Origin of the sequence: Methanomethylovorans sp. PtaU1.Bin093 (assembly GCF_002067275.1) — an archaeon.
GTDB lineage: Archaea > Halobacteriota > Methanosarcinia > Methanosarcinales > Methanosarcinaceae > Methanomethylovorans.
On record NZ_MVQX01000014.1, the window covers coordinates 26,820 to 48,965 of the forward strand.

At 42.7% G+C, this 22,146-nt stretch carries 19 protein-coding genes; 6 read left to right on the forward strand and 13 right to left on the reverse strand.

The genetic code is table 11. The annotated features are described in order from the left end of the window. Window positions 1-29 precede the first annotated feature (29 nt). From A4E24_RS01335 to A4E24_RS01350, 4 genes are all read right to left on the reverse strand, one after another. Window positions 30-716, reverse strand: a complete 687-nt coding sequence (locus A4E24_RS01335; protein ID WP_292351027.1) for an ABC transporter ATP-binding protein — start codon at window positions 714-716, stop codon at window positions 30-32. An 11-nt stretch (window positions 717-727) separates the two neighbouring features. After that, window positions 728-1,951 (reverse strand): COG1361 S-layer family protein, encoded by a 1,224-nt coding sequence (locus A4E24_RS01340; protein ID WP_292351028.1) that lies wholly within the window; start codon window positions 1,949-1,951, stop codon window positions 728-730. A gap of 1 nt (window position 1,952) precedes the next feature. After that, window positions 1,953-2,576: a Yip1 family protein gene (locus tag A4E24_RS01345; RefSeq protein ID WP_292351029.1), complete on the reverse strand. Its 624-nt coding sequence runs from the start codon at window positions 2,574-2,576 to the stop codon at window positions 1,953-1,955. Window positions 2,577-2,655: 79 nt separating this feature from the next. Continuing rightward, window positions 2,656-3,288, reverse strand: coding sequence for a YIP1 family protein (locus tag A4E24_RS01350; protein WP_292351030.1), 633 nt, complete (start codon window positions 3,286-3,288; stop codon window positions 2,656-2,658). A 157-nt stretch (window positions 3,289-3,445) separates the two neighbouring features. Here A4E24_RS01350 and A4E24_RS01355 point away from each other — a divergent pair, with 157 nt between their 5' ends. From A4E24_RS01355 to A4E24_RS01375, 5 genes are read left to right on the forward strand one after another with little or no spacing between them, the layout of a single operon-like run. Further along, on the forward strand, window positions 3,446-4,141 hold the full coding sequence (locus tag A4E24_RS01355; protein WP_292351031.1) for an ABC transporter ATP-binding protein: 696 nt from the start codon (window positions 3,446-3,448) through the stop codon (window positions 4,139-4,141). A 38-nt stretch (window positions 4,142-4,179) separates the two neighbouring features. Next, complete coding sequence (locus A4E24_RS01360) at window positions 4,180-5,367, forward strand: COG1361 S-layer family protein (protein ID WP_292351032.1); 1,188 nt, start codon at window positions 4,180-4,182, stop codon at window positions 5,365-5,367. An 8-nt stretch (window positions 5,368-5,375) separates the two neighbouring features. Further along, window positions 5,376-6,590: an ABC transporter permease gene (locus tag A4E24_RS01365; protein ID WP_292351033.1), complete on the forward strand. Its 1,215-nt coding sequence runs from the start codon at window positions 5,376-5,378 to the stop codon at window positions 6,588-6,590. 11 nt (window positions 6,591-6,601) lie between these two features. Beyond that, window positions 6,602-7,816, forward strand: coding sequence for an ABC transporter permease (locus A4E24_RS01370; RefSeq protein WP_292351034.1), 1,215 nt, complete (start codon window positions 6,602-6,604; stop codon window positions 7,814-7,816). Between the two features lie 56 nt (window positions 7,817-7,872). Continuing rightward, entirely contained in the window at window positions 7,873-8,190 is a 318-nt protein-coding gene (locus A4E24_RS01375; protein WP_292351035.1) for a YbjQ family protein, read from the forward strand. A gap of 33 nt (window positions 8,191-8,223) precedes the next feature. Here the strand turns inward: A4E24_RS01375 and A4E24_RS01380 are convergent, their stop codons facing one another. Continuing rightward, window positions 8,224-9,402, reverse strand: a complete 1,179-nt coding sequence (locus A4E24_RS01380; protein ID WP_292351036.1) for a type III PLP-dependent enzyme — start codon at window positions 9,400-9,402, stop codon at window positions 8,224-8,226. A gap of 8 nt (window positions 9,403-9,410) precedes the next feature. Further along, window positions 9,411-10,421, reverse strand: a complete 1,011-nt coding sequence (locus tag A4E24_RS01385; protein ID WP_292351037.1) for a DMT family transporter — start codon at window positions 10,419-10,421, stop codon at window positions 9,411-9,413. A gap of 354 nt (window positions 10,422-10,775) precedes the next feature. On the opposite strand from A4E24_RS01385, the gene A4E24_RS01390 reads away from it, so the two are divergent. Then, window positions 10,776-11,315, forward strand: coding sequence for an META domain-containing protein (locus A4E24_RS01390; protein ID WP_292351038.1), 540 nt, complete (start codon window positions 10,776-10,778; stop codon window positions 11,313-11,315). Window positions 11,316-11,457: 142 nt separating this feature from the next. On the opposite strand, the gene A4E24_RS01395 is transcribed toward A4E24_RS01390, so the two are convergent. The 7 genes from A4E24_RS01395 to A4E24_RS01425 form a co-directional block, all read right to left on the reverse strand. Beyond that, a complete protein-coding gene (locus tag A4E24_RS01395) occupies window positions 11,458-12,294 on the reverse strand; it encodes a DMT family transporter (protein ID WP_292351039.1) in 837 nt (278 codons plus the stop codon). A 336-nt stretch (window positions 12,295-12,630) separates the two neighbouring features. Then, the gene (locus A4E24_RS01400; protein WP_292351040.1) at window positions 12,631-16,653 is read right to left on the reverse strand and encodes a PGF-pre-PGF domain-containing protein; all 4,023 of its coding nucleotides are present in this window, start codon (window positions 16,651-16,653) and stop codon (window positions 12,631-12,633) included. 103 nt (window positions 16,654-16,756) lie between these two features. Next, the gene (locus tag A4E24_RS01405; RefSeq protein WP_292351041.1) at window positions 16,757-17,287 is read right to left on the reverse strand and encodes a hypothetical protein; all 531 of its coding nucleotides are present in this window, start codon (window positions 17,285-17,287) and stop codon (window positions 16,757-16,759) included. 385 nt (window positions 17,288-17,672) lie between these two features. Beyond that, window positions 17,673-17,870, reverse strand: coding sequence for a hypothetical protein (locus A4E24_RS01410; protein ID WP_292351042.1), 198 nt, complete (start codon window positions 17,868-17,870; stop codon window positions 17,673-17,675). Between the two features lie 149 nt (window positions 17,871-18,019). Beyond that, the gene (gene cca, locus A4E24_RS01415) at window positions 18,020-19,381 is read right to left on the reverse strand and encodes a CCA tRNA nucleotidyltransferase (protein ID WP_292351043.1); all 1,362 of its coding nucleotides are present in this window, start codon (window positions 19,379-19,381) and stop codon (window positions 18,020-18,022) included. A gap of 129 nt (window positions 19,382-19,510) precedes the next feature. Continuing rightward, entirely contained in the window at window positions 19,511-20,635 is a 1,125-nt protein-coding gene (gene proB / locus A4E24_RS01420) for a glutamate 5-kinase (RefSeq protein ID WP_292351044.1), read from the reverse strand. 20 nt (window positions 20,636-20,655) lie between these two features. After that, on the reverse strand, window positions 20,656-22,056 hold the full coding sequence (locus A4E24_RS01425; RefSeq protein ID WP_292351045.1) for a glutamate-5-semialdehyde dehydrogenase: 1,401 nt from the start codon (window positions 22,054-22,056) through the stop codon (window positions 20,656-20,658). Window positions 22,057-22,146: the final 90 nt, after the last annotated feature.

The window sequence follows — 22,146 nt, forward strand, 5'->3', positions numbered from 1 at the left end:
GTTCAGCGTACATATTACGTTTCAAATACCTACTCTGAAGCTTCAACGATCTCACCGTCCCTGAGAACTATGTTAGTGTTCGCATATGCCGCTATTTTTGGATCGTGTGTGACAACTATAACGGTAGTTCCGTGTAAGTTGAGCTCGCTGAGAAGGTCCATCACGCTTTTTCCGGTCTTTGTATCGAGATTTCCTGTAGGCTCGTCTGCCAAAAGGATAGGTGGGGAATTAGCCAGTGCCCTGGCAATAGCAACTCTTTGCTGCTGTCCTCCTGAAAGCTCATTGGGTTTGTGTTCGGCAAACTCTGCGTCAAGGTTTGCTCGTCTTAAGAATTCCATTGCCCTTCTCCGGCGCTCTTGTTCCGGGATCCCGCTGAATATCATAGGCATTTCAACATTCTCCACGGCAGTGAGAGTAGGTATCAAATTGAACTGCTGGAATATGAAACCAATATTGTTCCTGCGAATTTCTGTAAGCTGGTCATCGTTAAGAAGGGAAAGGTCCGTGCCATTGATCTTCACGGTGCCTTCCGTGGGCTGATCAAGGCAACCAATGAGATTGAGCATTGTGGATTTTCCTGAGCCGGAAGACCCCATAATGGTCACAAAGTCGCCTCTTTCGATCGAAAGATCGACACCGTTAAGAGCGTGTATTTGGCTTGCTCCAAGATGATAGATCTTCTTCACATCAGTGAGCTGGACTATAGGACCTTGCATACATGCCCCGTTCATTCTGATATCTTGCGTTTCTTCCAGGAATATGCTATGACGCCCAGCACTGCAACAGATATTACAGCAACAAGGCCGATCATAACGGATCGTGTTCCTCCACTATTGCTGGAAGCGGGTAGCGTTCCTTTGTGGAGTACAATGTCCTCATTTATGTATGCATAGGCATTGTTAGTATTTCTGAACTCAATGAGCAAGGGTATTTTTTCTACATTGTTTCCTTGTGTGGACGCGGATAGTTCGAAACTGCTGAAATCATCACTTTCCAGGGTGCCTACAAAATATTTTTCATACGGTTGCACAGGTGTGATGTTTTCCGTTTCCGTCACTGAGATCATAACATTCTTTGCATCGGTTGTCCCAAAATTGTTTATATCTCCTGTGATGCTATATGTATTTCCTATTCTTTCTACCTCTAAGGCTGACAGTATTAGCGCATACTGGTCCACCACTTCAACATTGTAGTTCGTTCCAGATGAGATATGCGGGTTGTCCCCATTGAAATATGTAGCAGAGAACTGCATCTCTTTGTTGCCATTCTTGGATGTCATGGAGTTCAGGGTGAACGTTGCTGTGGATTTATTTCCTTCATTGATGGTACCTACAAAGACATTAGCTGGAAAGAACGTAATGTCTTTTCCTTCCGGAGTGACAATAACACCTGTAATGTCATTGGGTCTTAAGTTCACGACTTCCACATTCACAGTTGAATATTCTTTCATGAGGGTAGGAGGCATATCGGACACAATTATCTTCAGATCCCTGTCATCAACTTTTACCGGTATCCTGTAGTTGAGGTTGTACATGTCGCTGCCTCCCACAACTTCCAGTTCCAGGAAATGCATGCCATTGGCAGCACTCTCGTTCGCCTTTATGTTGAAAGTGAGCCGGATGTAATCCCCTGGCCCCAGTAATCCAACGTCTGTCTGTCTTCCATCCAGGATCTTAATTCCCTTGTTACCCTTAAGGGTTGCACTTGCTATGTAGGCATTCATATCGAATGTTTCGTCATCCTCCTGGACGTATACCTCACCTGAAGCCATGTTCCTGAGTTCCACAGTTACTGTACCTGTATCTCCTGGCATGAATACTCCAGGCTCCACTGAATAGTTCACTGTGATAGTTGGACGGATCTCGGTATCGGCACTTGCATAAGGCAAGAACATGGTCAGTAAAATAAAGAAAAATATGATCGTTCTCATGATATCATTTTCGTTTTTCATGTTAACTTAGTGCCTGAAGTAACGTATAGATCATATAGATCACATACAGTCCCATTGGCACTCCCACAGTGATAAGAGCATTCTTAACTGTAAGGTTTCTGGCATGCATCATGGCAAATACCCATATGTTCGCACTCCACAAGGTCAGGAGTATTCCGATGACAGTGGAAGCCATTATGTAAGGGTCAGAGAACATGGCTTTTTCGAGAAGAGCGGGATCTTGCACGGAAAGATCGAGTGAAGAATAAGCTTTACTTGTCAATACAAGACTTAACACGGAGCCTAAGATCGAAGGCAGGAACCCATAGGCAACAAACTCACAGACCCTCTTGAAAGTTCCCTGTCCGCTCAAAACCAATGAGATGCCATAAAATATGCCACTGTATACCAGCCACATAATGAACACGGATATGATGGCAAATATTGCTCCTATGGCAGCACCTATCTGTGCAACGGATGCCATATCGCTTGGCAGGTTTCCTATCAGCTTGCTTGCTATTATGTAAGCGCTGACAGCCGATATTACAGCCATTATCCCAATGATCATCAGTGGTTGCTTGAAATCTGGATCCTCTTTAATTTTATTCTCAAAGAATTTTTGAGGATCTATAAGAACCTGCATCATAATTTAACCTCTTGTACAAACAATTGTTGTCGCAAATATAAATATGACTTTCAGTTATTATAACTTTCGTTTTTATATTTTACGGTTGGCCTATTGCCTGATGCAATGTATAGAGCATATATATCAGGTATAGTCCAATTGGTATTCCTACGGTGATCATAGCATTCTTGATACTAAGGCCCCTTGAGCGGACCATAGCAAAAACCCATATATTAGCACTCCATAGGGCAAAGATAATGCTGATCGCATTAGATACTATCATATAAGGACTTTTGAGCATGGCTTTTTCTATGGCCTGCGGGTCACTCATGGAAAGATCTGAAAAAGAGCACATGCTGATCATCAGCACCATGCTGATGGTAGAACTAAAGATGAAAGGCAGGAATCCATAGGCAACAAACTCGAGGACTCTTGTGAACTTCCCTTGTCCGGCTAAGAGCCATGAAAAAGCATAGAATAAGCCACTGATCATCAGCCACACGATCATCCCGGAGGCCATGGTGACCATTAAGCCCAAAATTATCACAATTAGCTGGACGATGGTAGGTACATCGCTGAACAGATTCTCCATCAGTTCTCTCATTAAGATAAAAGCATTGATGAGGGTCAGCAGCGTCACTGCACCAATTACAGCATAAGGTGGTTTAAAGTCGATTTCTTCTTTGATCTTTTCCTCAAAGAAACCTCCCGGATCGCTAAGGACTTCCAGCATTATTTGCTCCAATCTCTAAACTAAATTTACACCAACAATGTCATTGTTAACATTTTTTTAACTCTTTTTATTGCATGTTTTTTTCCAAGGATATATATAGATTTGGCTCAATCTGTTTGTGTATTACCTTTCGGATCCTTCTAACGGGGTTGAGAGTTTGAATAGTGCAATATCACAGAGTGGTGATCCAATCATTGAATTGAGAGATCTGTGTAAGAGTTACTGGGCAGGGAACATGGAGGTCCAGATACTCAAGAGCATCAATATGAAAGTTTATCCGGGTGAGTTCCTGGCTATCATGGGTCCATCGGGGTCAGGGAAAAGTACCCTTATGAACATGATTGGGTGCCTTGACAGGCCTACCTGCGGACAGGTGATCCTGATGGGTCAGGATATTAATATAATCACTGACTCCGAACTTGCACGATTAAGGGGTCTTGAGATCGGCTTTGTGTTCCAGAACTTCAATCTTGTTCCCAGGTTGTCTGCAGCACAGAACATTCTCCTTCCTACCTATGCGAACACGAAAAATAGTATAGAACCAACTAAAAGGGCAAATGAGCTGATTCAACTTGTGGGGCTTGAGGACCGCCGTAACAACCGGCCTTCTCAACTTTCGGGAGGGCAGCAACAGCGTGTGGCTATAGCCCGGGCTCTGATCAATGATCCTTCTATAATCCTGGCGGACGAACCTACAGGAAACCTAGACAGCAAGACCGGATTAGAGATAATGGACATGTTCAAGGACCTTAATAAAAAAGGAAGGACCATTATTATGATCACTCATGATCCCGGTCTTGCAAGCTATGCTGACAGAGTGGTATACTTGAAAGATGGTGTGCTTAATAACTAGGCGGTGGTAATATCAGAACGATTTTGAAATATCTTTGCTTGACCCTTGTTTCATGCGTACTTTTATCAGGTGTCGCATGTGCAGTCTCAGGTTCAGCTCTCAGTGTCAGTGTCCTTAAATATGAACCTGTGCCTGCAGAGATCGGTAAATACGTTGACATCTGGATCAAGGTAGAGAACACGGGTTCAGGTAGGTCCGAGGACCTTACCATAAAAATGGTCCCTGAGTACCCTCTGTCTCTGGATTCAGAAGCTAACGCCCTTGAAAACATTGGCATTCTTGGGCCTGAAAGTGCGGCAGTACATAAATACAGGCTTTTTGTGGATGAGAATGCGAAACAAGGTGTTGCTTCCTTTGATATCCAGTTCCAGAAAGAAAAGAACGGTGCCTGGGTGGAGGAAACCTTTGAGATCACCGTAGGTTCTGCTGCCTTTAACAGTAAAGGCAATGTCCAGATAGAAGGCGCTCCGACAAAGGAGCCTGAAGTTTTTATGCCAGGTGACATCGGCACTATCACCTTCACTCTTAAGAACAGTGCGACAGCATATTCTGTGACCATCAATGGTGAAGACTTCGATACCAATGCCCGGGTACAATCTGCCACTTTGAAAGGAACGGATGGTATAACAGTAGCCACTGAAACCTATTATGGAAATGGCATCCTGGGTCCGGGTGAATCGATGGTCCTTACATACAACATAAATGTTGATGAAAATCTATCAGATGGTACTTATTACCTTGATTTTTCAACTATCGGCAGCTCTCATTCATACAATAACAACTGGCGTATTCCTTTAAAGGTTGATTCCTCATCTGTGCGCATTGTTCCATCTAAACCTCTTAAACTGGAGAACGGAAAAGGAACTCTGGAATTCGATGTAGCTAATATACACCCAAATAAACTTTCATCAGTAAGCGTCAGGCTTGAGGCAGATGGTGTGGATTTTTCCCCCGCTGAATACTTCATTGGTTCCATGGACCCGGATGAACTTTTTACCATACAGATATATGGGGAAACATCTTCTGACAATTCTTCCCAAGACGTAAAGATCATTGCAAATTACAGGAATGGCCTTAACGAACATGAAGAGCTTATCGGTGTGAGGCAATTACAACTGGAAACTGTAAAGGAATCAGGTAATATCAGTTCTCTGATCTTGTTGCTTCTCATTGCCGTTCTTGCAGGTGCCGGCTACTTTATGTATAAACGCAGGAAGCAAAAGTGAGGCATTGAATGATAAGCCTCCGGCGATCAGTTGAGATCTCGATAGGCAGTATCAGCAGCTCAAAGATGCGATCTGGCCTTACGACCCTGGGAATAATTATCGGAGTAGCTGCTGTGATCGCCAATGTCTCCCTTGGTGCCAGTTTTAATCAGTTCTTCAATGACGAGATCGGTGCTGTCGGTTCAAATTTCATAGTGATCTACAGTCAGGGAGTAAATGTCTTTTTTGACAAGGAACTTGATCTGATAAGGAACACTCCGGGGGTAGTAGGTGTTTCCCCGGTCAATCAGCAGATGGGTCGGGTCACTTATCTCTCAACTTCCAGGCAGATAGACATACAGGGTGTTATAGCGGATTATGGGGAAGTTGCCAATATAAAAATGGATGCAGGGAGTTTTCTTGATGATAAGGACCAGTATGTTGCAGTATTGGGGTCAGAGGTTGCCTATGAGAAGTTCGATCAGAAGGTCTTTGTAAAGAATCCCATTGAGATCACGTTCAGAAGAGAGGATGGGGGCGTAGTCACACAAAAGTTCATAGTAAAAGGCATTATACAGGATCCAAACACTGCTTTTGTGCAGACTGGCGTGGAGCCCGAGATCAGGATCTTTATTCCCATAGACACCATGAACCAGATGCTTGGAAAAGATGATTATGGTGGTTTTTTCATAAAGGCGTCAAGTCTGGAAACTGTACGTGAGACTGCTGATGAGATCGATGATCGCCTGGCAAGAAATCTGGGAGTATCGACCAGGGAACTAGAGAACGATGATACAAAACCCTATGTCATGTTCGATCAAATAGATGCCCTGGAGCAGACAGACCAGCTTTCTACCGCCCTTACTTCTCTATTGACTTCCGTGGCCTTGATCTCTCTCATAGTGGGCTCCATAGGTATCATGAATATCATGCTGGTGACAGTAACCGAAAGGACAAGGGAGATCGGTCTTATGAAGTCTCTTGGATATACCAGGAAGGATATACTTACCCTGTTCCTGATAGAATCCACAATACTGAGTCTTCTGGGTGGCATATGTGGTACTGTCCTGGGTATCGGTGTTGCCTTCATTGCAAACTATTTCCTTGATCTGCCCAGTGTATTTCCGGTGAACCAGATTCTCATCGGTTTTATAGTATCGATTTTGGTCGGTCTGGTGGCAGGCATCTACCCTGCTAATAAGGCAGCGAAGATGGACCCAGTGGAGGCTTTCAGGCATGAGTGAGGTGTCACTAGTTGGTTAACATGCGACAGGCTCTGGATCTGGGCATGGGGAGTATCAAGCATGCAAAGCTTCGCTCTGCTCTTACGACGCTAGGTATCATTATCGGAGTAGCAGCGGTTGTGGCTAATGTTTCCCTTGGAGCCAGCTTCAATCAGTTCTTTACGGATGAACTGGGAACACTGGGGTCCAATTTTATTATCATCTACAGTCAGGATGTGAACATTCTCCATGAAAACGAACTTAATATTGTCAGGAACACTCCTGGTGTAGAGGGAGTTTCTCCTAGTAACGGACAAATGGCTGCTGTAACATATCTTTCTTCTAAGAGGCAGATAGATGTCCAGGGTGTATCCCAGGATGCTGAGAATATATTGAATATCCAGCTTGAAGAAGGAAACTTTTTCACTGACAAGGATAAATATGTAGCTGTATTGGGCTGGAAGGTTGCCAATGAGAAGTTCGACCGCAACATTTCAATTAATAATTATATAGATATCACCTTTACAAGAGATGATGGTTCCACAGTAGCTCAGAAATTCAAGGTAAAAGGAATCATAAGCTCTCCAGAGAATACTTTTGTTCAGGGTGGTCCTGACCGGGACATTACGATATACATACCGATCGCTACCATGAATGGGCTGCTTAATGTTTCTGACTATGGGGGCATAACAGCAAAGACAGGCAGTGCAGAATCTGTAAGCACAGTTTCAGATGAGGTTGACCGCAGGCTCGCACGTGCCCTTGGCGTTTCTGCAAGGGACATTGAGAATGATGACGTAAAGCCTTACAGGATCTTCAATCAGGCGGAGATCATAGAGCAACTGGATCAGCTTGCTAACACGCTTACGATCCTTATAACCTTAGTTGCACTTGTGGCCCTGGTGGTGGGTTCCATAGGCATAATGAACATCATGCTGGTCACAGTTACCGAAAGAACACGGGAGATAGGTCTGATGAAATCTTTAGGTTTCAAGAAGAACGATATTCTCTTACTTTTTATGATAGAATCAACTCTTTTAGGTACAATAGGGGGAGTTCTTGGAGTGCTTTTTGGGGCTGTAGCTTCTTACGCGGTACAAAGCTATCTGTCTATACCTCATGTTTTCCCTCCATATTTGATCCTGCTGGGCTTTAGTATTGCGTTTGTTGTAGGTCTGGTCGCTGGTGTATATCCTGCCAACAAAGCAGCATCCATGAATCCTGTAGAAGCACTAAGACATGAATGAACGAATGTTTTGGTTTTAAATAGGACTGTTAACCTCTTCCTATAAGAGGTGAAAAAGTGCTTATTACGACCACAAACGATGTGAATGGTAAGGAACTGGAGATATTGGGTGTAGTTTTTGGAAATACCGTACGTGCTAAGAACATTGGAAGCGATATTGTTGCAGGCCTGCAGAATTTGGTAGGAGGGGAATTAAAGGGTTATTCTGATCTGCTTTCACAATCCAGAAAAGAAGCATTACAGAGAATGGTGGAAGAAGCAGAGAAACTGGACGCTGATGCGGTTGTAAATATACGCTTCACAACTTCTCAGACCATGACCGGAGCAGCAGAACTACTGGCTTACGGAACTGCCGTAAAGTTCAAAAGGATATGAAGCCATGGCTCATATCCTCTTTCAGGCCTTTTCTCAGTCAATGAAATATACTTTCACTGGCGGTATGCCATTGAATTCCACTGAGCAGTAGGTGTATGTGTATGCCCCTGTGGTGAGTATGAACAGTCTGTCTCCTTCTTTTATATCCTTTGGCAACTCGTATTTGAAATGCTCATAAAGTATGTCCATACTGTCGCATGTGGGACCGGCAAGGATCACTTCCCTTCCACCGTTGCTGTTGTAGCCTTTCTCCGGGAAGATTGGATACTTTATTGCCTCATCTAAAGTTTCAATAAGACCCCCGAACTTGCCTATATCCAGATAGACCCATTCATACTGGCTTGAATCAGATTTCTTGGATATGAGCACGATCTCTGTAACTACAACACCGGCGTCTCCTGCTATATATCTGCCTGGTTCTATAAGGATCTCCGGCAGTTCGTCACCAAAGTATTCGTGCAGATATTTTGTAATGATCTCAGCGTATTGCTGAATGTTGCGAGTGGGCTTAAGATATTTTGCAGGAAGTCCTCCTCCCAGGTTTACCATTTTCAGCTCTATTCCTTCGTAGTGTTTCACATCATCAAAAAGATATTTACACTGGGAGATCGCGTGGTCCCATTCTCCAATATCCCTTTGCTGCGATCCTACGTGGAAAGAAAGTCCATATGGGATCAAACCCAGATCCCTTGCTTCAACGATCAGAGAATATATCTGGCCGGTATGTGCCCCGAACTTTCTGGATAGAGGCCAATCTGCCCCGTTACTTTCAGTGAGCAATCTGAAAAAGACCTTTGATCCAGGTGCATTGGCAGCCAATTTTCTAAGGTCACTGTGGGAATCTGTAACAAAAAGCCTGACACCATATTCATAGGCTTTTTTTATGTCCTTTGCTTTTTTTATGGTATTGCCGTAACTCATCTTGTCAGGACTTATCCCCATTCTGAGAAGCTGTTCCATCTCATATATGGTTGCTACGTCAAAATTAGATCCTTTTTTGTGTAACAGCCTCACCACTTCTTCAGCCGGGTTTGCTTTCATCGCATAGTAGATCTTGGCAAAGGGTAGGTTATGTTTTAGTTCGTCGTATTTCTGTTCGATCTTCTTCCGGCTGAGTAAAATAAAAGGAGTTTCTTTGCCTTCTGCGAACTCTCTTATTTTTTGTAACTCTTCTGGAGATAGGTATTCTGAAATGCTTATAGGATGTTCCAAGGCTGCTATCACCTCTTTAGATTCTTTAAAGGACCTTTACATAGTATTCTGTAGAATGTATGTAAAAGTGTTTGCTGATGACCCAATGGGTATTGCTCGATGTTAAAGTATTTGGATATGGTCCTCTCCGTTGAACTGGTAGTGTGTTTAGTGCTTATCAGTGCCACACCGGTCAGTACACAGGCGCATCCTTCAAGGGTATATGAGAAGATCTGTTCGTGCAGGATCAGATATCCGAAGAATATCCCGGCAACAGGTTCTATTAGAGATATGACACTAAGATTTTGGGTTTTAATGTATCTGGCGCTTCTGTAATAGAGAAGTGAACCAAATGTTGTCATGATCATCCCAAACAGTATAAGTTCTTCTATATTCAGGGCAAGTATTCCGGGGCTCACAAGACTTGCATAGGGGGACAATAGCACCAGGCTCACGACCGTTGGCCAGAAAAGAAGAGCAGTGGATGTATATGTGTCTCTCAGATAACGGTAGTTGAGGGTACTCAAGGCATATGATATGCCTGATAATAAGCCGAGCATTATGCCCAGTACATAAATTTCCTTTGCCTGCGGGGAGAAATTACCTCCGGGATGGATAGCTATGAGTATTCCCATGGCTGACAACAAAAGGGCTATAGTATCCCTGGTAGTGATGTTCTCTTTCAGGAGTAAAGGTGAAAGGATCGTCACATAGACAGGAGCAGTATATAATAATAAGGCTGCTATAGATACCCCCACATGTTGTATTGCAGTGAAATATGTATAGATCATGATCGTATTCGTGCATCCCATCAGAAATATGTATTTTCTTTTGCTGGTAATCAAAAGTTCATCCAGCTTTCCTGTAAGGGTCATGAACACCAACAACGTTAAAAGCCCAAAAATGAGCCGGTAGTAGATAACAGATCCTACTGGCATTCCATAGATCGATTTAAGGAATATACCTGACAGTGAAAATACCGTAAATGCCACTATCAGGCCAAAATAGGAGCTACTGTTCGTTGTTGCTATCGATGCCATAAAACCACATCTCAAATAGGCTTTCACGATAAAAAACTAACTGTAATCATCAATAATTACTAACTTATTTTAATCGAAAAAAGCCTTCTTTTTTATACACACCTTTATTTCATATGTAGTGCTTCCGAACACATTGGTACTTTATATTATGCAATATATATAATAATAACCCTATAATTACGTAAGATCTGCAAAACATCCTGCATGTCACTCAAATGATCTTACTGAACAGTTCAAATTCGATAGTGTCAGGTTTCATCATCGCTTATTCTCTTACTTTTATCAGCTCGATCAAAAATCATTGCCTGAAGACTTCAAATCAATTTGAAGTTTAGACAATGGCTAAATAGGACAATGATGTATCTCTTGTTAATAAAAAGGGAGGTAAATAAAACGAAGCCCATAATAAAAAGCCTGTCTCTGATCCTCGCTCTTGCTCTTATTGCTTGCACAGCATTAACATCCGGATGCACAGAAAAAGGAGATCAAACAGATGACAATAACGGACAGATCGACTCCGGAAGGGTTGCTTTGGAAAATATCACCAATATCAGGTGGCAATGGGCAGGATTGACTGGAAATTCTTCTGCTGATCAGTCCGTTGTTCCAAAAAACGAAAGCTATACATTGGAATTCCTCACGGATGGGGTCTATTATATAAACACTGACTGTAACAGTGGCAGCGGGAATTACACAACAGATGGGAGGAACTTGACCATAGGATCAGGGGTGATCACGCTTGTATACTGTGGCGAAGACTCATTGGAGCCTCAATATCTGTCACTTCTAAGCAGTGTAACATCAATGACACTTGAAGATGGCCAGCTTCTGTTATCTGTGGGTAACAACAGCGAAAAAATGCTCTTCATCGATCCAGAAAGTGTTAAGCATTGAGCCTATCTTATATTTTTTACAGGTTAGTAATGTGAACCAGCGATCACAGTATGCTCACATTACTATTAATTTTATTCTTTCACCTTGCTTCTATTATATTAAGTATCGGCTATGTAGAATTTCTCCATTTTCGAGGAACTGATCAGATCGATATAAGGCTTATAGCGATCAGGGCGGCTATCACTCCTAACCATTGACGCGCAGCAAGTTGTTCTTTTAACAAGGTACATGCCAGCAATACTGTGACTGCAGGACTTAATGACGATAGGATTGTGGCAACGTCCAATCTTCCGGCTTGTGAGGCCAGAGCAAATAAGATGGCACCTCCTGTATTAAATGATCCTGCAAGGATAACTATCAGAATTACATCGGATGTGGTTCTAATGACGGTCTTTGTTGAAATTATGAACCCTGTGAGCATGATCAATGCTATAACTCTTGAAACTGTTAGTGGCCAGTAAATTGCAGTAGCACTGAAATTATCAATGGATATGAAGAACAAGCCAAATAATATACCTGCAAGCAGTGGATATTCTAGATCCTTTGCTTTTAAACCGGACCCCACATTTATACTAACAATTAACCATATTCCAATAAATGCAAAAACAAAACCCGCAATCTTAAATGTGGAAGGGATACCTTCATTTAAAGCTGAATATATTACAGGTATGATCACCGATATTACTGCAGCCAGAGGAGCAACTATACTCATTTTCCCTTTGGCCAGACCCACATATAGTGCAATCAACCCTGCAGATCCAAAAAATCCCGCAAAAGCACCCCACATCAGATTATTTAGTGGAGGTAGGCTTTCTGAAAATACAAACGCAAGGATCGGGAATATGATAATACCCATGATCTGGGTGACCAGAACCACATAATATGCACTTGTTCTTCTGGTAGCACATCCCCCAACAAAATCTCCGGCACCCCATGATACTGCAGATGCAAGGCCAATAATAATAGCAAGGGTTTCCATTCGTATCGTTTTATTTCTTTAGTAATTTCCAAATTCAAGTGCTTTCAAAATATGCTTGTCCTGCATTACCTGTAAGGCTACAGTTTGGAGCAGTGTTCATGTGCAACGCTCTTGTAATCTATCAGCCCGTATGCCATATGGCTTTATAGTTATAGTTGTTTTTGGCTCTGCAATATTTTATCCAAAATTAAGGGTTTTAATGTGGCTCTATTTATAGGACTCTTTATTCTCACGTAGTAATTCTGGTGCGGTCCCCCACACTCTTGCTTGGGGAAAAACAGTAGTTTTTATACCTTCATTAAAAAAATTAAATAAATACGACAGGGGGTGTGCAGGTCAATGTTGTTTCTTCTGATACACATATCCCAGTCCAAGCACTCCTATCATAAGAACGGCAATACCGAATCCAAATCCCGGGGTCTGTTCTGGTTGTGTTCCAGTTGCACTAACGTCTTGAGCATTATTCGCTATGGGAGAAGCAAGTGCTTTTTGTGCAGTGATCGCAAACGGCCCGAAAGCTGTGTTCCTGGCCTCGAAGATCGCATCGCTTGCAGTGATGCTATCAACGGTTGTTGGCAGCACTTGCCATGCATTACCAGCATATACCTGCAATTTCACATCTTCGGGATTCACGTCCGTTTCTTCGATCCACGAACTGCTGACCTTGAACTTTACCTGCGCATCTTTCATGTTGGATGCAGTGGCAAAACCAGCCTTACCCACCCAGATATTGACATATTTATAGATGGATCCTTCAGGAGTACTGTTAACCAGCTTTGACCTGTTGTTCAGCACTTCTACAGTGGAGGTGATCTCTCCGGAGTTCTTGAGAGAATAGAAGCTGACCGATAGGATGGGATTGCCTTCCCTTGAGAACTCGTAGGTGACATTGGTATTCATCCTCAGATATTCCCTTGCCACGTCTTTCATGGCTACATTTGCAAAGTTCTCGGCAGAGCCTGCACCTCCGCCTCCGCCACTGCTGCTAATCTTTTTACTGCTGCTTCCCCCGCTACTTCCTCCTCCACCACCGCTACCACTGCTGGACGAGTCGGTCTTCAGGCTAATACTAACTGCCTTGCCCTCAAGACCGTAGCTATCGTATGGGATCAGAGTATAGTCATAGGTTGTATCACTGGCCAAGTTGCTATCTACGTAGGCCGTTGATCCGCTCACATTGCCAATTATACTATTATCTCTGTACATTTTTACAATAGCTATATCAGGGGAATTGGCCCAGGTTAATGTTATGGAGCTTGCAGTGATATCTTTTCCTGCGAGGCCGGAAATGGTCAGCAATCCAGTGGTTGTTGCTGAATCGTTAACAGATGCCTGATTGATATTCCCTGAAATGTCTACTGTTTTCGCGCTCATGGTGTGCAGGGTTCCTTCGGTCAATCCGGTTCCATTATAGAAATCCTCAGTTGTATTCGTTACAAATACACCGTCAATGTATACCATCACATGTTTGAAGTCCATATCCAGGGGCTTTATCCATGACCATCTGATCCAGCTTGAGCCGATACCAGTTTCCTGCAGGTTTGTCACAGGCGCAGGTGGAGTAATATCTGTTGCTGTTACCCGCAGGATGTGAAGTCCATTAAAAGTATCAGCAACGTATACATAATTGTCCGCTACAGCAAGACCTGTTACCCAATCGTCAGATGGATCATAACTTGCTGCGAGGATTGGCATGGAAGGATTTGTAATATCCAGGATCACAAGACCATTAGAACGGTCAGCTATGTATGCATAATTCCCGGACACAGAAGCAGCGTAGGCATACCCAGCCGTATCATAATTCCCAGTAAGCATCGGAGATGCAGGGTCACTAATATCCAGGATCATAAGGCCATCGTCGCCATCTGCTACATAGGCATATCCGCCTGCCACAACAACATCCTCTGCATTTCCGACAGTGTCATAGCCTCCTGTAAATACCGGAGCTATGGGGTCAGTGGTATTCACTATGACAAGACCGTTGATACCATCTGCCACATATACATGATCACCTTCTATAGTGAGACCTTCTGCAAAACCAGCGGTATCATAACTGCCTTCAAGTTCTGGTACTGCAGGATCTGTGATATTTAATATCACAAGTCCGTTAGAATGATCGGCCAAGCAGGCATAATTGGCATTAACAGCAACATCAGATGTTAAAGCAGTCGTATCATAATTGCCGATAAGCTCCGGGAATGCCGGGTCTGTGATATTCAGGATGGTAAGGCCATTTCCATAGGTAGCTACAAAGGCATAATCGCCTGTTATCTCCACGTCATATATCGAATCCTCTGTTTCATAACTACCTATAAGAGCTGGTGATGCAGGGTCAGTGATATCCACTATCAAAAAAGTTGCATTATCAGCCGCATAGGCATGATCATTTGCTACAGCAATGTTAAATATCTCTCCTTCAAATTGGCCTGTGAGCTCCACAGTAACACCATTATCTGGTGGGGTTATTGCAGAGTCATTGATCCACATAGCATTAATATTTCCGGAAGTGTCCACAGTTCTGATGCTAATGGTATGTGCTGTTTGAGGTGTCAATCCTGTAAGGTTGTAAAACTGTTCTGTTGTATTTGCGACAAAGGAACCATCGATATATACCATCACATGTTTAAGGTCATGATCTTCCGGATCTGTCCATGTCCATCTGATCCAGCCAGATGCAACTCCGGTTTCTTGAAGATCTGTTATGGATCTAGGTGGTATGAGATCGCCCATTAATTTTGTGAAATATCTGGCCGAATCAGCTACCCCGTAACCATAGACATAATCGAATCCTGGTGTATCAACATCCACCACAGCATCTGAGAGTAATTTCTCGCGCACTTCTGTAGCGGTCATTGAAGTGTTGCTGCTCCAGATCTGGGCTGCTATTGCTGCAACATGAGGGACAGAGGCACTGGTTCCCCAGAATTCGGTGAAACCTTCTGTTGATGTGGATATGCCATCAACTCCACATATATCAGGTTTGGGCCTGAGTTGTTCTTCAGGGTAGGCAATTGTTACAGGCCCCTGGGAAGAGTAGTATTCAATGGTGTTAATATTGTTCCACGGCACAGCTCCTACGGCAACGACACCTGGAGCAGCAGGGTGGCCATATATGGAATCTTCGGCAACCAGGTTGATATTATCGACCGTAGCTCCGAGAGACGGGTAAAAGAACAATTCCAAAGTGCGTGTTGCTGCAGTACCTTGATAATTGTATACTCCTATATAGTAATCCTTTTCTGGTCCGTCGTTGTAGAACTGTATCCACTCAAGTGGATCAGGTCCGGTACTATTTGAGACGGCCAAAATATCATGTTCATCATACAGGAGAAGATCATAGTCATTTGATGAAGAACCAAACGGATCATCCCACTGGAGAAAGACCATGACGCTACTTCCTGTTTCCATATGTATGGTGAAGAACTCATTATGGAAGTTGTCACCATCATTAACGAAGGTTCCCTGATAATGAGAATCTCCCTCATTACCTGCTGAAGAAAGATATAGTACATTATTCCCATTGATCACATCTTCAATATGAGAAGCTACTATCCCATCCTCAAAAAAAGGTTCTTCGTACCATGCAACATCATCTATTATAATGTTGCAACCCGCTGCAACCAGTTCATCAATAGCTGAGTTGAATGCTATGATGTTAGCACCGTTATCATGGAAATAAAGCTTTGCTTCGGGCACCATATCATGTATGATCTCTAGTATGGCAGTGCCTTCATTTCCTCCGAATATATCACTTAGCACAGTAACATCCTCAGGCAGATCTCCGGAGGCCTGTGATCCAGCGAGATGATCCACTCCATCCGAGATCACTCCGATCTTTATTCCGGTTCCATCTTCACCATAAAAGGTTCGTACGCTGGCCGTTCCATGTACATCATCTCCCTCGGTATTGACAGATCCAGCATTTGTTACAGGCGGCAGTACAGTCCTTATGCTTTTTACTTCTTCTAGAGAAGCGAGCTCTTTCAGTCCATTAAAACTTATCCATGCTACCACAACCGAATTTCTTTCATCCGTATCTGTGATCTCATGTACAAAGGGTTTGATCATTTCAACATTGCAGTCCTCTTTCAGATGGACATATACGTATACAAGGTCTTCATTTAGTCCATTTGCTGAGTTGGCTGGAATAAAATTTGATGATCGAATACCATTTGAGTTTGTCATAGGTCTCAATGATAATCCTGATGTTGTTGTGTCATATATAAGATCAAGAAGATCGGTACTGATCTTCTGCTGTGATTCTGTCATGTTATTTTTGTCAGCCTGGGAATAAAGCTGGAAAACAGCATCATTTCCTGTTGAAGCCTGTGAAACAGGGGTGATAACAATCGATATCAAGAATATTGTTAATACAATACCAATTACCTGGACAATAGGATCAACCCTATACAACCGCTACTCCTCCTCTTTTTCAGTTTATTGGAAGCTTAGTTCTACACGGTCATGTTTTTTTTATTTTCCTTTTGAACACCATTCCAGTAAAAAGGACTATTCCTATCAGTTTGATCCAGTTCCCATCTTCAAGATAATTTTTCTCTTCGGCACTATCGCTGTCACTTCCGTTCTTTTCGGCAGCAACAGAACCGTTGTTCACAACAGGAGGTATTACGGTTCTTATATTTTTGACTTCCTTCAAAGAGGCAAGTGTTTCCAGTTCATTAACGCTTACCCTTGCAACAGCTACTGAATTTTCCTTGTCCCAGTCAGTTATTTCCTGTACTAGAGGTTCTATATTGCTGGTGTTGTTACCCTTGTAAAGGTAAACATACACGTACACAAGGTCGCTACCATCTGAATTAACAACAGTTTCAGTTGATGATTGGTATTTAGTTGCTTCCAGAAGTTTAATCAGATCTGTGCTCAACTTCTTTTCAGCCTCTGTCATGTTATACTTATCTGTCCCGGCTGAACCATGGACAACAAAAACTGACACCGCAAACACCATCAGTGCAATAGAAATCCTTATGATCAAATTCCTTTTTCTCCCCATGATGATCCCTCAATTGAAACTATTTTCTATCGATCTCTTTTGTCTTTCTTTGCTTATACGAACTACAAATATAGTACTTGGCTATATTCTTTTCGATAATGTTTTATATATATGGCTGAACCCACATCAGTAAAAAATAAGAATACAGAGCATCATGAAAAGGTCAAATTCATTTTCACTACTAGAACGGAGAATCATGTCTATGTACTATTTAAACACATACAATGAATGCAAAAATATGCTATCTGTTTTTAACTGTTATCTTATAGTACCTTCTTATGTCAAAAAGACCTTAAAAACAATATGTAACAGGTCTTAAAACAGGCAAGTTGCAAAGTTGAATGTGCAACCAGCTTGCTAATTTTTTTCATTCCACGTTCACTGCAACTAGTGAAACCCCAAGATCCTTTTCAGCCTGAAGAAGAAGCTTAAGATCTTCCTCGGACAGATCTGCATACTTGATGTTCATGCCTGAAAAAGCCAACAGTGTTACACCCATTTTCTCTTCCAGTTCTTTGATAGACTTCATCTGTTTAGCTGTAAGTGAAGAAAATGCCCATATCATATTAATACCCTTAAATGACAACAATCTTTTACTATTTAATACTGGTCGCAGTATTAATTCTGGATATTTGTAAAAAAAGATATATACGTAAGTTTAATTTATAAATCATATACTAAAACAATTAGAAGATATTATTACCTCAGGACACTTTATATCCTGGGCCAATTCAGCAGGAACAATTTGAAGTTCATGTCCTGGATACTGCATATCTCGCTGTCATGAAGCAGTTCAAATCCGCTTTTTACTGAGGAACTAACCTGTTTACCCATGGAACACGAAGTAAGCCTCTCCTTTAAAAGTGAACATGCATCAGAATACTTGCGGGGTATTTCTGCTACATAGGTACCGTTTTCGATATAGAATGCAAAAACATTTTCTGCATACACATATTTGGCCTTGAAGGTTTCGGCATGCCTGTGGACCCATACGGGCGGGCCCCTGTGCTTTAGCAAGGCTGGAAGAGTGGCAGACATGAGCTCCAGTAATATCACTGTTTTTTGTCCTGACCATGATCCTTTATTAAGTACCTTGAACTCATGTTCCTCAAGCAATGCAGCAACTGCAAGCTCCATCTTATACAGTTGTGGATATAGTACATCTTCCACTACATCAGGTGTTTTGAATATGATAGCAATGAATGCGGTCCCACGTGACCTAAGTCTTTGAAGCAGCTCGCTGTCAGTCACTGATGTGTCAGATCCCGGGAAAAAGAAATCCAATGTAGGAGACATTACGAATTCTCTGCATGAATCGATGAACATGCAGAACTTGTCCAGCGACAGGGCCGCAGCAACATTGCGTTTCGGATCAGTGGGATCCACTACAACGAGCGGCTCTGCATGTTGTGTAGTGCCGTGTGCGTTCAGGTCGATATATGTGCCAGGCTGCCAGTCGCAGGCAGATCTGATCACATTCTCAAAAGAACCATATTTTATCACAAGCAGTTCTGTAAGATAACCTGAGAACCCCTGTGTTCTCAGTTCTGAGCCATAGACACCTACTCCTTTCATGAACTGTTTTAGCAGCAACACGTCCGGTTCAAGTCCCAGGATATTCCTTTTAATAAATTCGTTATGGAAAGGTGTTCTATCAACTGCGGATCTGATGCATGCAGCGGACTGCACTCTGAAACAGGGGACTATGTCCACATCGAATCCTCTGTATCTCATATTTATGTAAGGGTGTTCAGCATAGCGCTCTTCAAAAAATTCGGATTCCTCAGCTATTTTTCTTGCAATGTTCAGCCCGTTTTTCTCAAGTTCTTCCCTGCTGGCTTTTTCGGGGAACATGATGAATATGTCCAGATCATGTGTGCCCGATATCCAGGTATTTCTGGCAGCTGAACCAACAAGGTTTGTAGACACATCGTCCAGCCCCATTGAGCAGGCTATGAGCTCTACCTTTTCTACAAGCAACTCTGCTATCTCTTTCAGATATTCCCTTTCTTCATTTTTTGGACTTATCCTTTGCAGAACGGCTGCTCTCAATCCTTTAAGTACATCGTTTTCCATAAAAGCCACTTTATGCCCTATGATGCTGCTTATGCTTTTCTTGGAGTTATAATTTATAGGATGATACCAAACCAAAATATCTATATTATTTAGTCATAGAAAAAGATATATGCAGAAATGGACTGATCTTCAGAATAGTCCGATGTTCTCTTTTTTGATCACATGGTTATAATTCTTGTATCCAAGGAGATCTGCTATCTGGTTGGTGTGCTGGCCTTTGATCTTGGACAGTTCACTTGATGAGTAATCAGTGATCCCTTTTGCAAAGACTTCTCCGTTGGATCTTATTTCGATGATATCCCCTCTTCTGAAATCACCGTTAACATTGGTGATGCCAGAAGGCAGGAGGCTCATACTATTTTTGATGGCTTCTTTTGCACCCTCGTCAACCTCCACTGAACCGCAGGATTTTGATAATAAGATCCAGCGTATCCTGTTCGTGTGGACTTCCTTGTTCGCCAAAAATAGCGTACCTATCTCCTCACCATCGAGTAACCTGAGCAGGATGTCTTTTTCTCTGCTGCAGGCGATGATCGTGTGGCAGCCCGCAAGACCACATATCTTGGCAGCCGTTATCTTCGTTCGCATGCCACCCACGCCTTTGAGACTTGTCGGATTACCTCCATAGCTTTCCACTTCAGGAGTTATTTCCTCTACAAGGTGAAGCAGCTTAGCACCATGATTGTTGTGGGGGTTCTTGTCATAGAGCCCATCAATATCCGAGAGGATTATAAGGAGATCTGCTTCTGTTTTGCTGGCAACCATGGCAGATAGCTTGTCATTGTCCCCAAAAGTAGCTTCGATCTCATGTACGCATATAGGATCGTTCTCGTTGATTATGGGGATAACTCCATAACTAAGGAGGGTGTGCATACTGTTTCTGAGATTGAGGTATGTTAACCTGTTAGAAAAGGACTCATAAGTAAGGAGCAACTGAGCTACCTTAAGTCCATATTTGTTGAAGGCTTTACTCCATTCCTGCATGAGCATGCTCTGCCCAACAGCTGCTGCAGCCTGTCTTACAGGTATTTCCCGTGGCCTTGAGTCAAGATCAAGCACGTCCACTCCAAGTCCTATGGAGCCTGAACTTACTATTACTACTTTCTTTCCTGAATTATGCAGTGTAAAAACCTGTGAAGCTATGGAATCCAAGAAACCAGGGCTTAGTTTACCTTCATCCTGGTTTATGGATGTAGTCCCTATTTTCACCACAATTTTGTTTATATCGCCTAAAAGCTCTTTCCTGCTGCTCAAGAACATTGCCTCTGCATAGTTTATTTTTCTGTTATGACCTCAGAGAGTTCTTTGTTTAGCTCTCTGTGAGTGAATTTCTTTGCTTCAGGTCCCACATAGTCAGCAACTTTATCGCCATTTCCTATGAGGACATATTTGTAGATCATAAGACCTTCCATGCCCACAGGCCCTCTTGCATGGATCTTGTTAGTGCTTATACCGACTTCCGCTCCTTTACCATATCTGAAACCATCGGCAAATCTTGTGGATGCATTTATCATCACGCTGGACGAATCTACAAAGTTAGCGAACTTTTTCTTTTTCTTCTGGTTCTCGGTAACAATGGCGTCAGTGTGATGTGATCCATATGTATTGATATGCTCAATGGCCTCTTCTATCGAACTCACCAGCTTTATGGAAAGAATAAGGTCGTTGTACTCGGTACTCCAATCTTCTTCCACCGCACGTACCAGATTTTTAATGAAATCTATATGCATCAGTATTGCGAAGGATCCTTTATCACAACGCAATTCCACACCTGCACAGTCCAGCATCTGGGCCATTTTAGGCAGGAACTTCTCCGCAATCTTTTCGTGAACCAATAATGTTTCCATAGCATTGCACACTGCGGCATATTGCACTTTTGAATCAAAACAGATGGTGTAGGCTTTTGCCAGATCTGCATCCTCATCAACGTATACATGGCAGATCCCGTCTGCATGGCCGAGTACTGATATCTTTGTATTGTCCTGAATGAACTTTACGAATGCGTTAGAGCCTCTGGGTATGAGCAGATCGATATAGGTATCCATTGCCAGGATATCCATTACTTCTTCCCGCGTTTCCATGAGCTGGAATGCCCCTTTTGGGATCCCTTCTACTTTCTCGATGGCTTCTACCAGTATATCGAATATGGCCCTGTTTGAGTTAAGTGCCTCTCTTCCACCTTTGAAAATGGTGGAATTCCCGCTTTTAAGACAAAGTGCCATGATCTGGGGAACAACATCCGGTCTGGATTCAAATATCACTCCTATCAGACCAATAGGACAGCTTACCTGATAAAGCTCCAGGCCGTTGTCAAGCTCCAGAGAACTCATCGTCCTGCCAACAGGGTCTTCGAGTTTTATTACATCTCTTATGCCGGCTATCATGCCATTTATCTTACTGTCGCTGACCTTCAGTCTGTCTATCATTGCCTGGGTAAGTTCACCTTTTCTCTGGGCTTTCTCAGCGACTTCCAGGTCTCTCATATTAGCTGAAAGTATGGCTTGCCTGTTGATGTCCAGTGCATTTGCCATTTCTTCAAGTGCACGGTTCTTTATATCCGTGCTCACGCTTGCAAGGGTGATGGATGCTTTTTTAGCTTCTATCACCTTTGCTTCTATCTCTGTTACCATGGATCGAACCACCTGAGCTTGTTTCTGAAAGAGGGGATGTATCATTTATTCAGACTATATATTTGATATTGCAATTAGTTCTTCAGCCTTATACTTATCGATAATGGATTGGTAGCTATAAGAATTCTGAATCTA

What these genes read in the sequence shown, in the direction of transcription:
- A4E24_RS01385 (WP_292351037.1), bottom strand. Translation starts at nt 10,421, where the DNA reads ATGGCATCGATAGCAACAACGAACAGTAGCTCCTATTTTGGCCTGATA.
- A4E24_RS01345 (WP_292351029.1), bottom strand. Translation starts at nt 2,576, where the DNA reads ATGATGCAGGTTCTTATAGATCCTCAAAAATTCTTTGAGAATAAAATT.
- cca (WP_292351043.1), bottom strand. Translation starts at nt 19,381, where the DNA reads ATGGAAAACGATGTACTTAAAGGATTGAGAGCAGCCGTTCTGCAAAGG.
- A4E24_RS01410 (WP_292351042.1), bottom strand. Translation starts at nt 17,870, where the DNA reads ATGATATGGGCATTTTCTTCACTTACAGCTAAACAGATGAAGTCTATC.
- A4E24_RS01335 (WP_292351027.1), bottom strand. Translation starts at nt 716, where the DNA reads ATGCAAGGTCCTATAGTCCAGCTCACTGATGTGAAGAAGATCTATCAT.
- A4E24_RS01390 (WP_292351038.1), top strand. Translation starts at nt 10,776, where the DNA reads ATGATGTATCTCTTGTTAATAAAAAGGGAGGTAAATAAAACGAAGCCC.
- A4E24_RS01425 (WP_292351045.1), bottom strand. Translation starts at nt 22,056, where the DNA reads ATGATACATCCCCTCTTTCAGAAACAAGCTCAGGTGGTTCGATCCATG.
- A4E24_RS01340 (WP_292351028.1), bottom strand. Translation starts at nt 1,951, where the DNA reads ATGAAAAACGAAAATGATATCATGAGAACGATCATATTTTTCTTTATT.
- A4E24_RS01350 (WP_292351030.1), bottom strand. Translation starts at nt 3,288, where the DNA reads ATGCTGGAAGTCCTTAGCGATCCGGGAGGTTTCTTTGAGGAAAAGATC.
- A4E24_RS01365 (WP_292351033.1), top strand. Translation starts at nt 5,376, where the DNA reads ATGATAAGCCTCCGGCGATCAGTTGAGATCTCGATAGGCAGTATCAGC.
- A4E24_RS01395 (WP_292351039.1), bottom strand. Translation starts at nt 12,294, where the DNA reads ATGGAAACCCTTGCTATTATTATTGGCCTTGCATCTGCAGTATCATGG.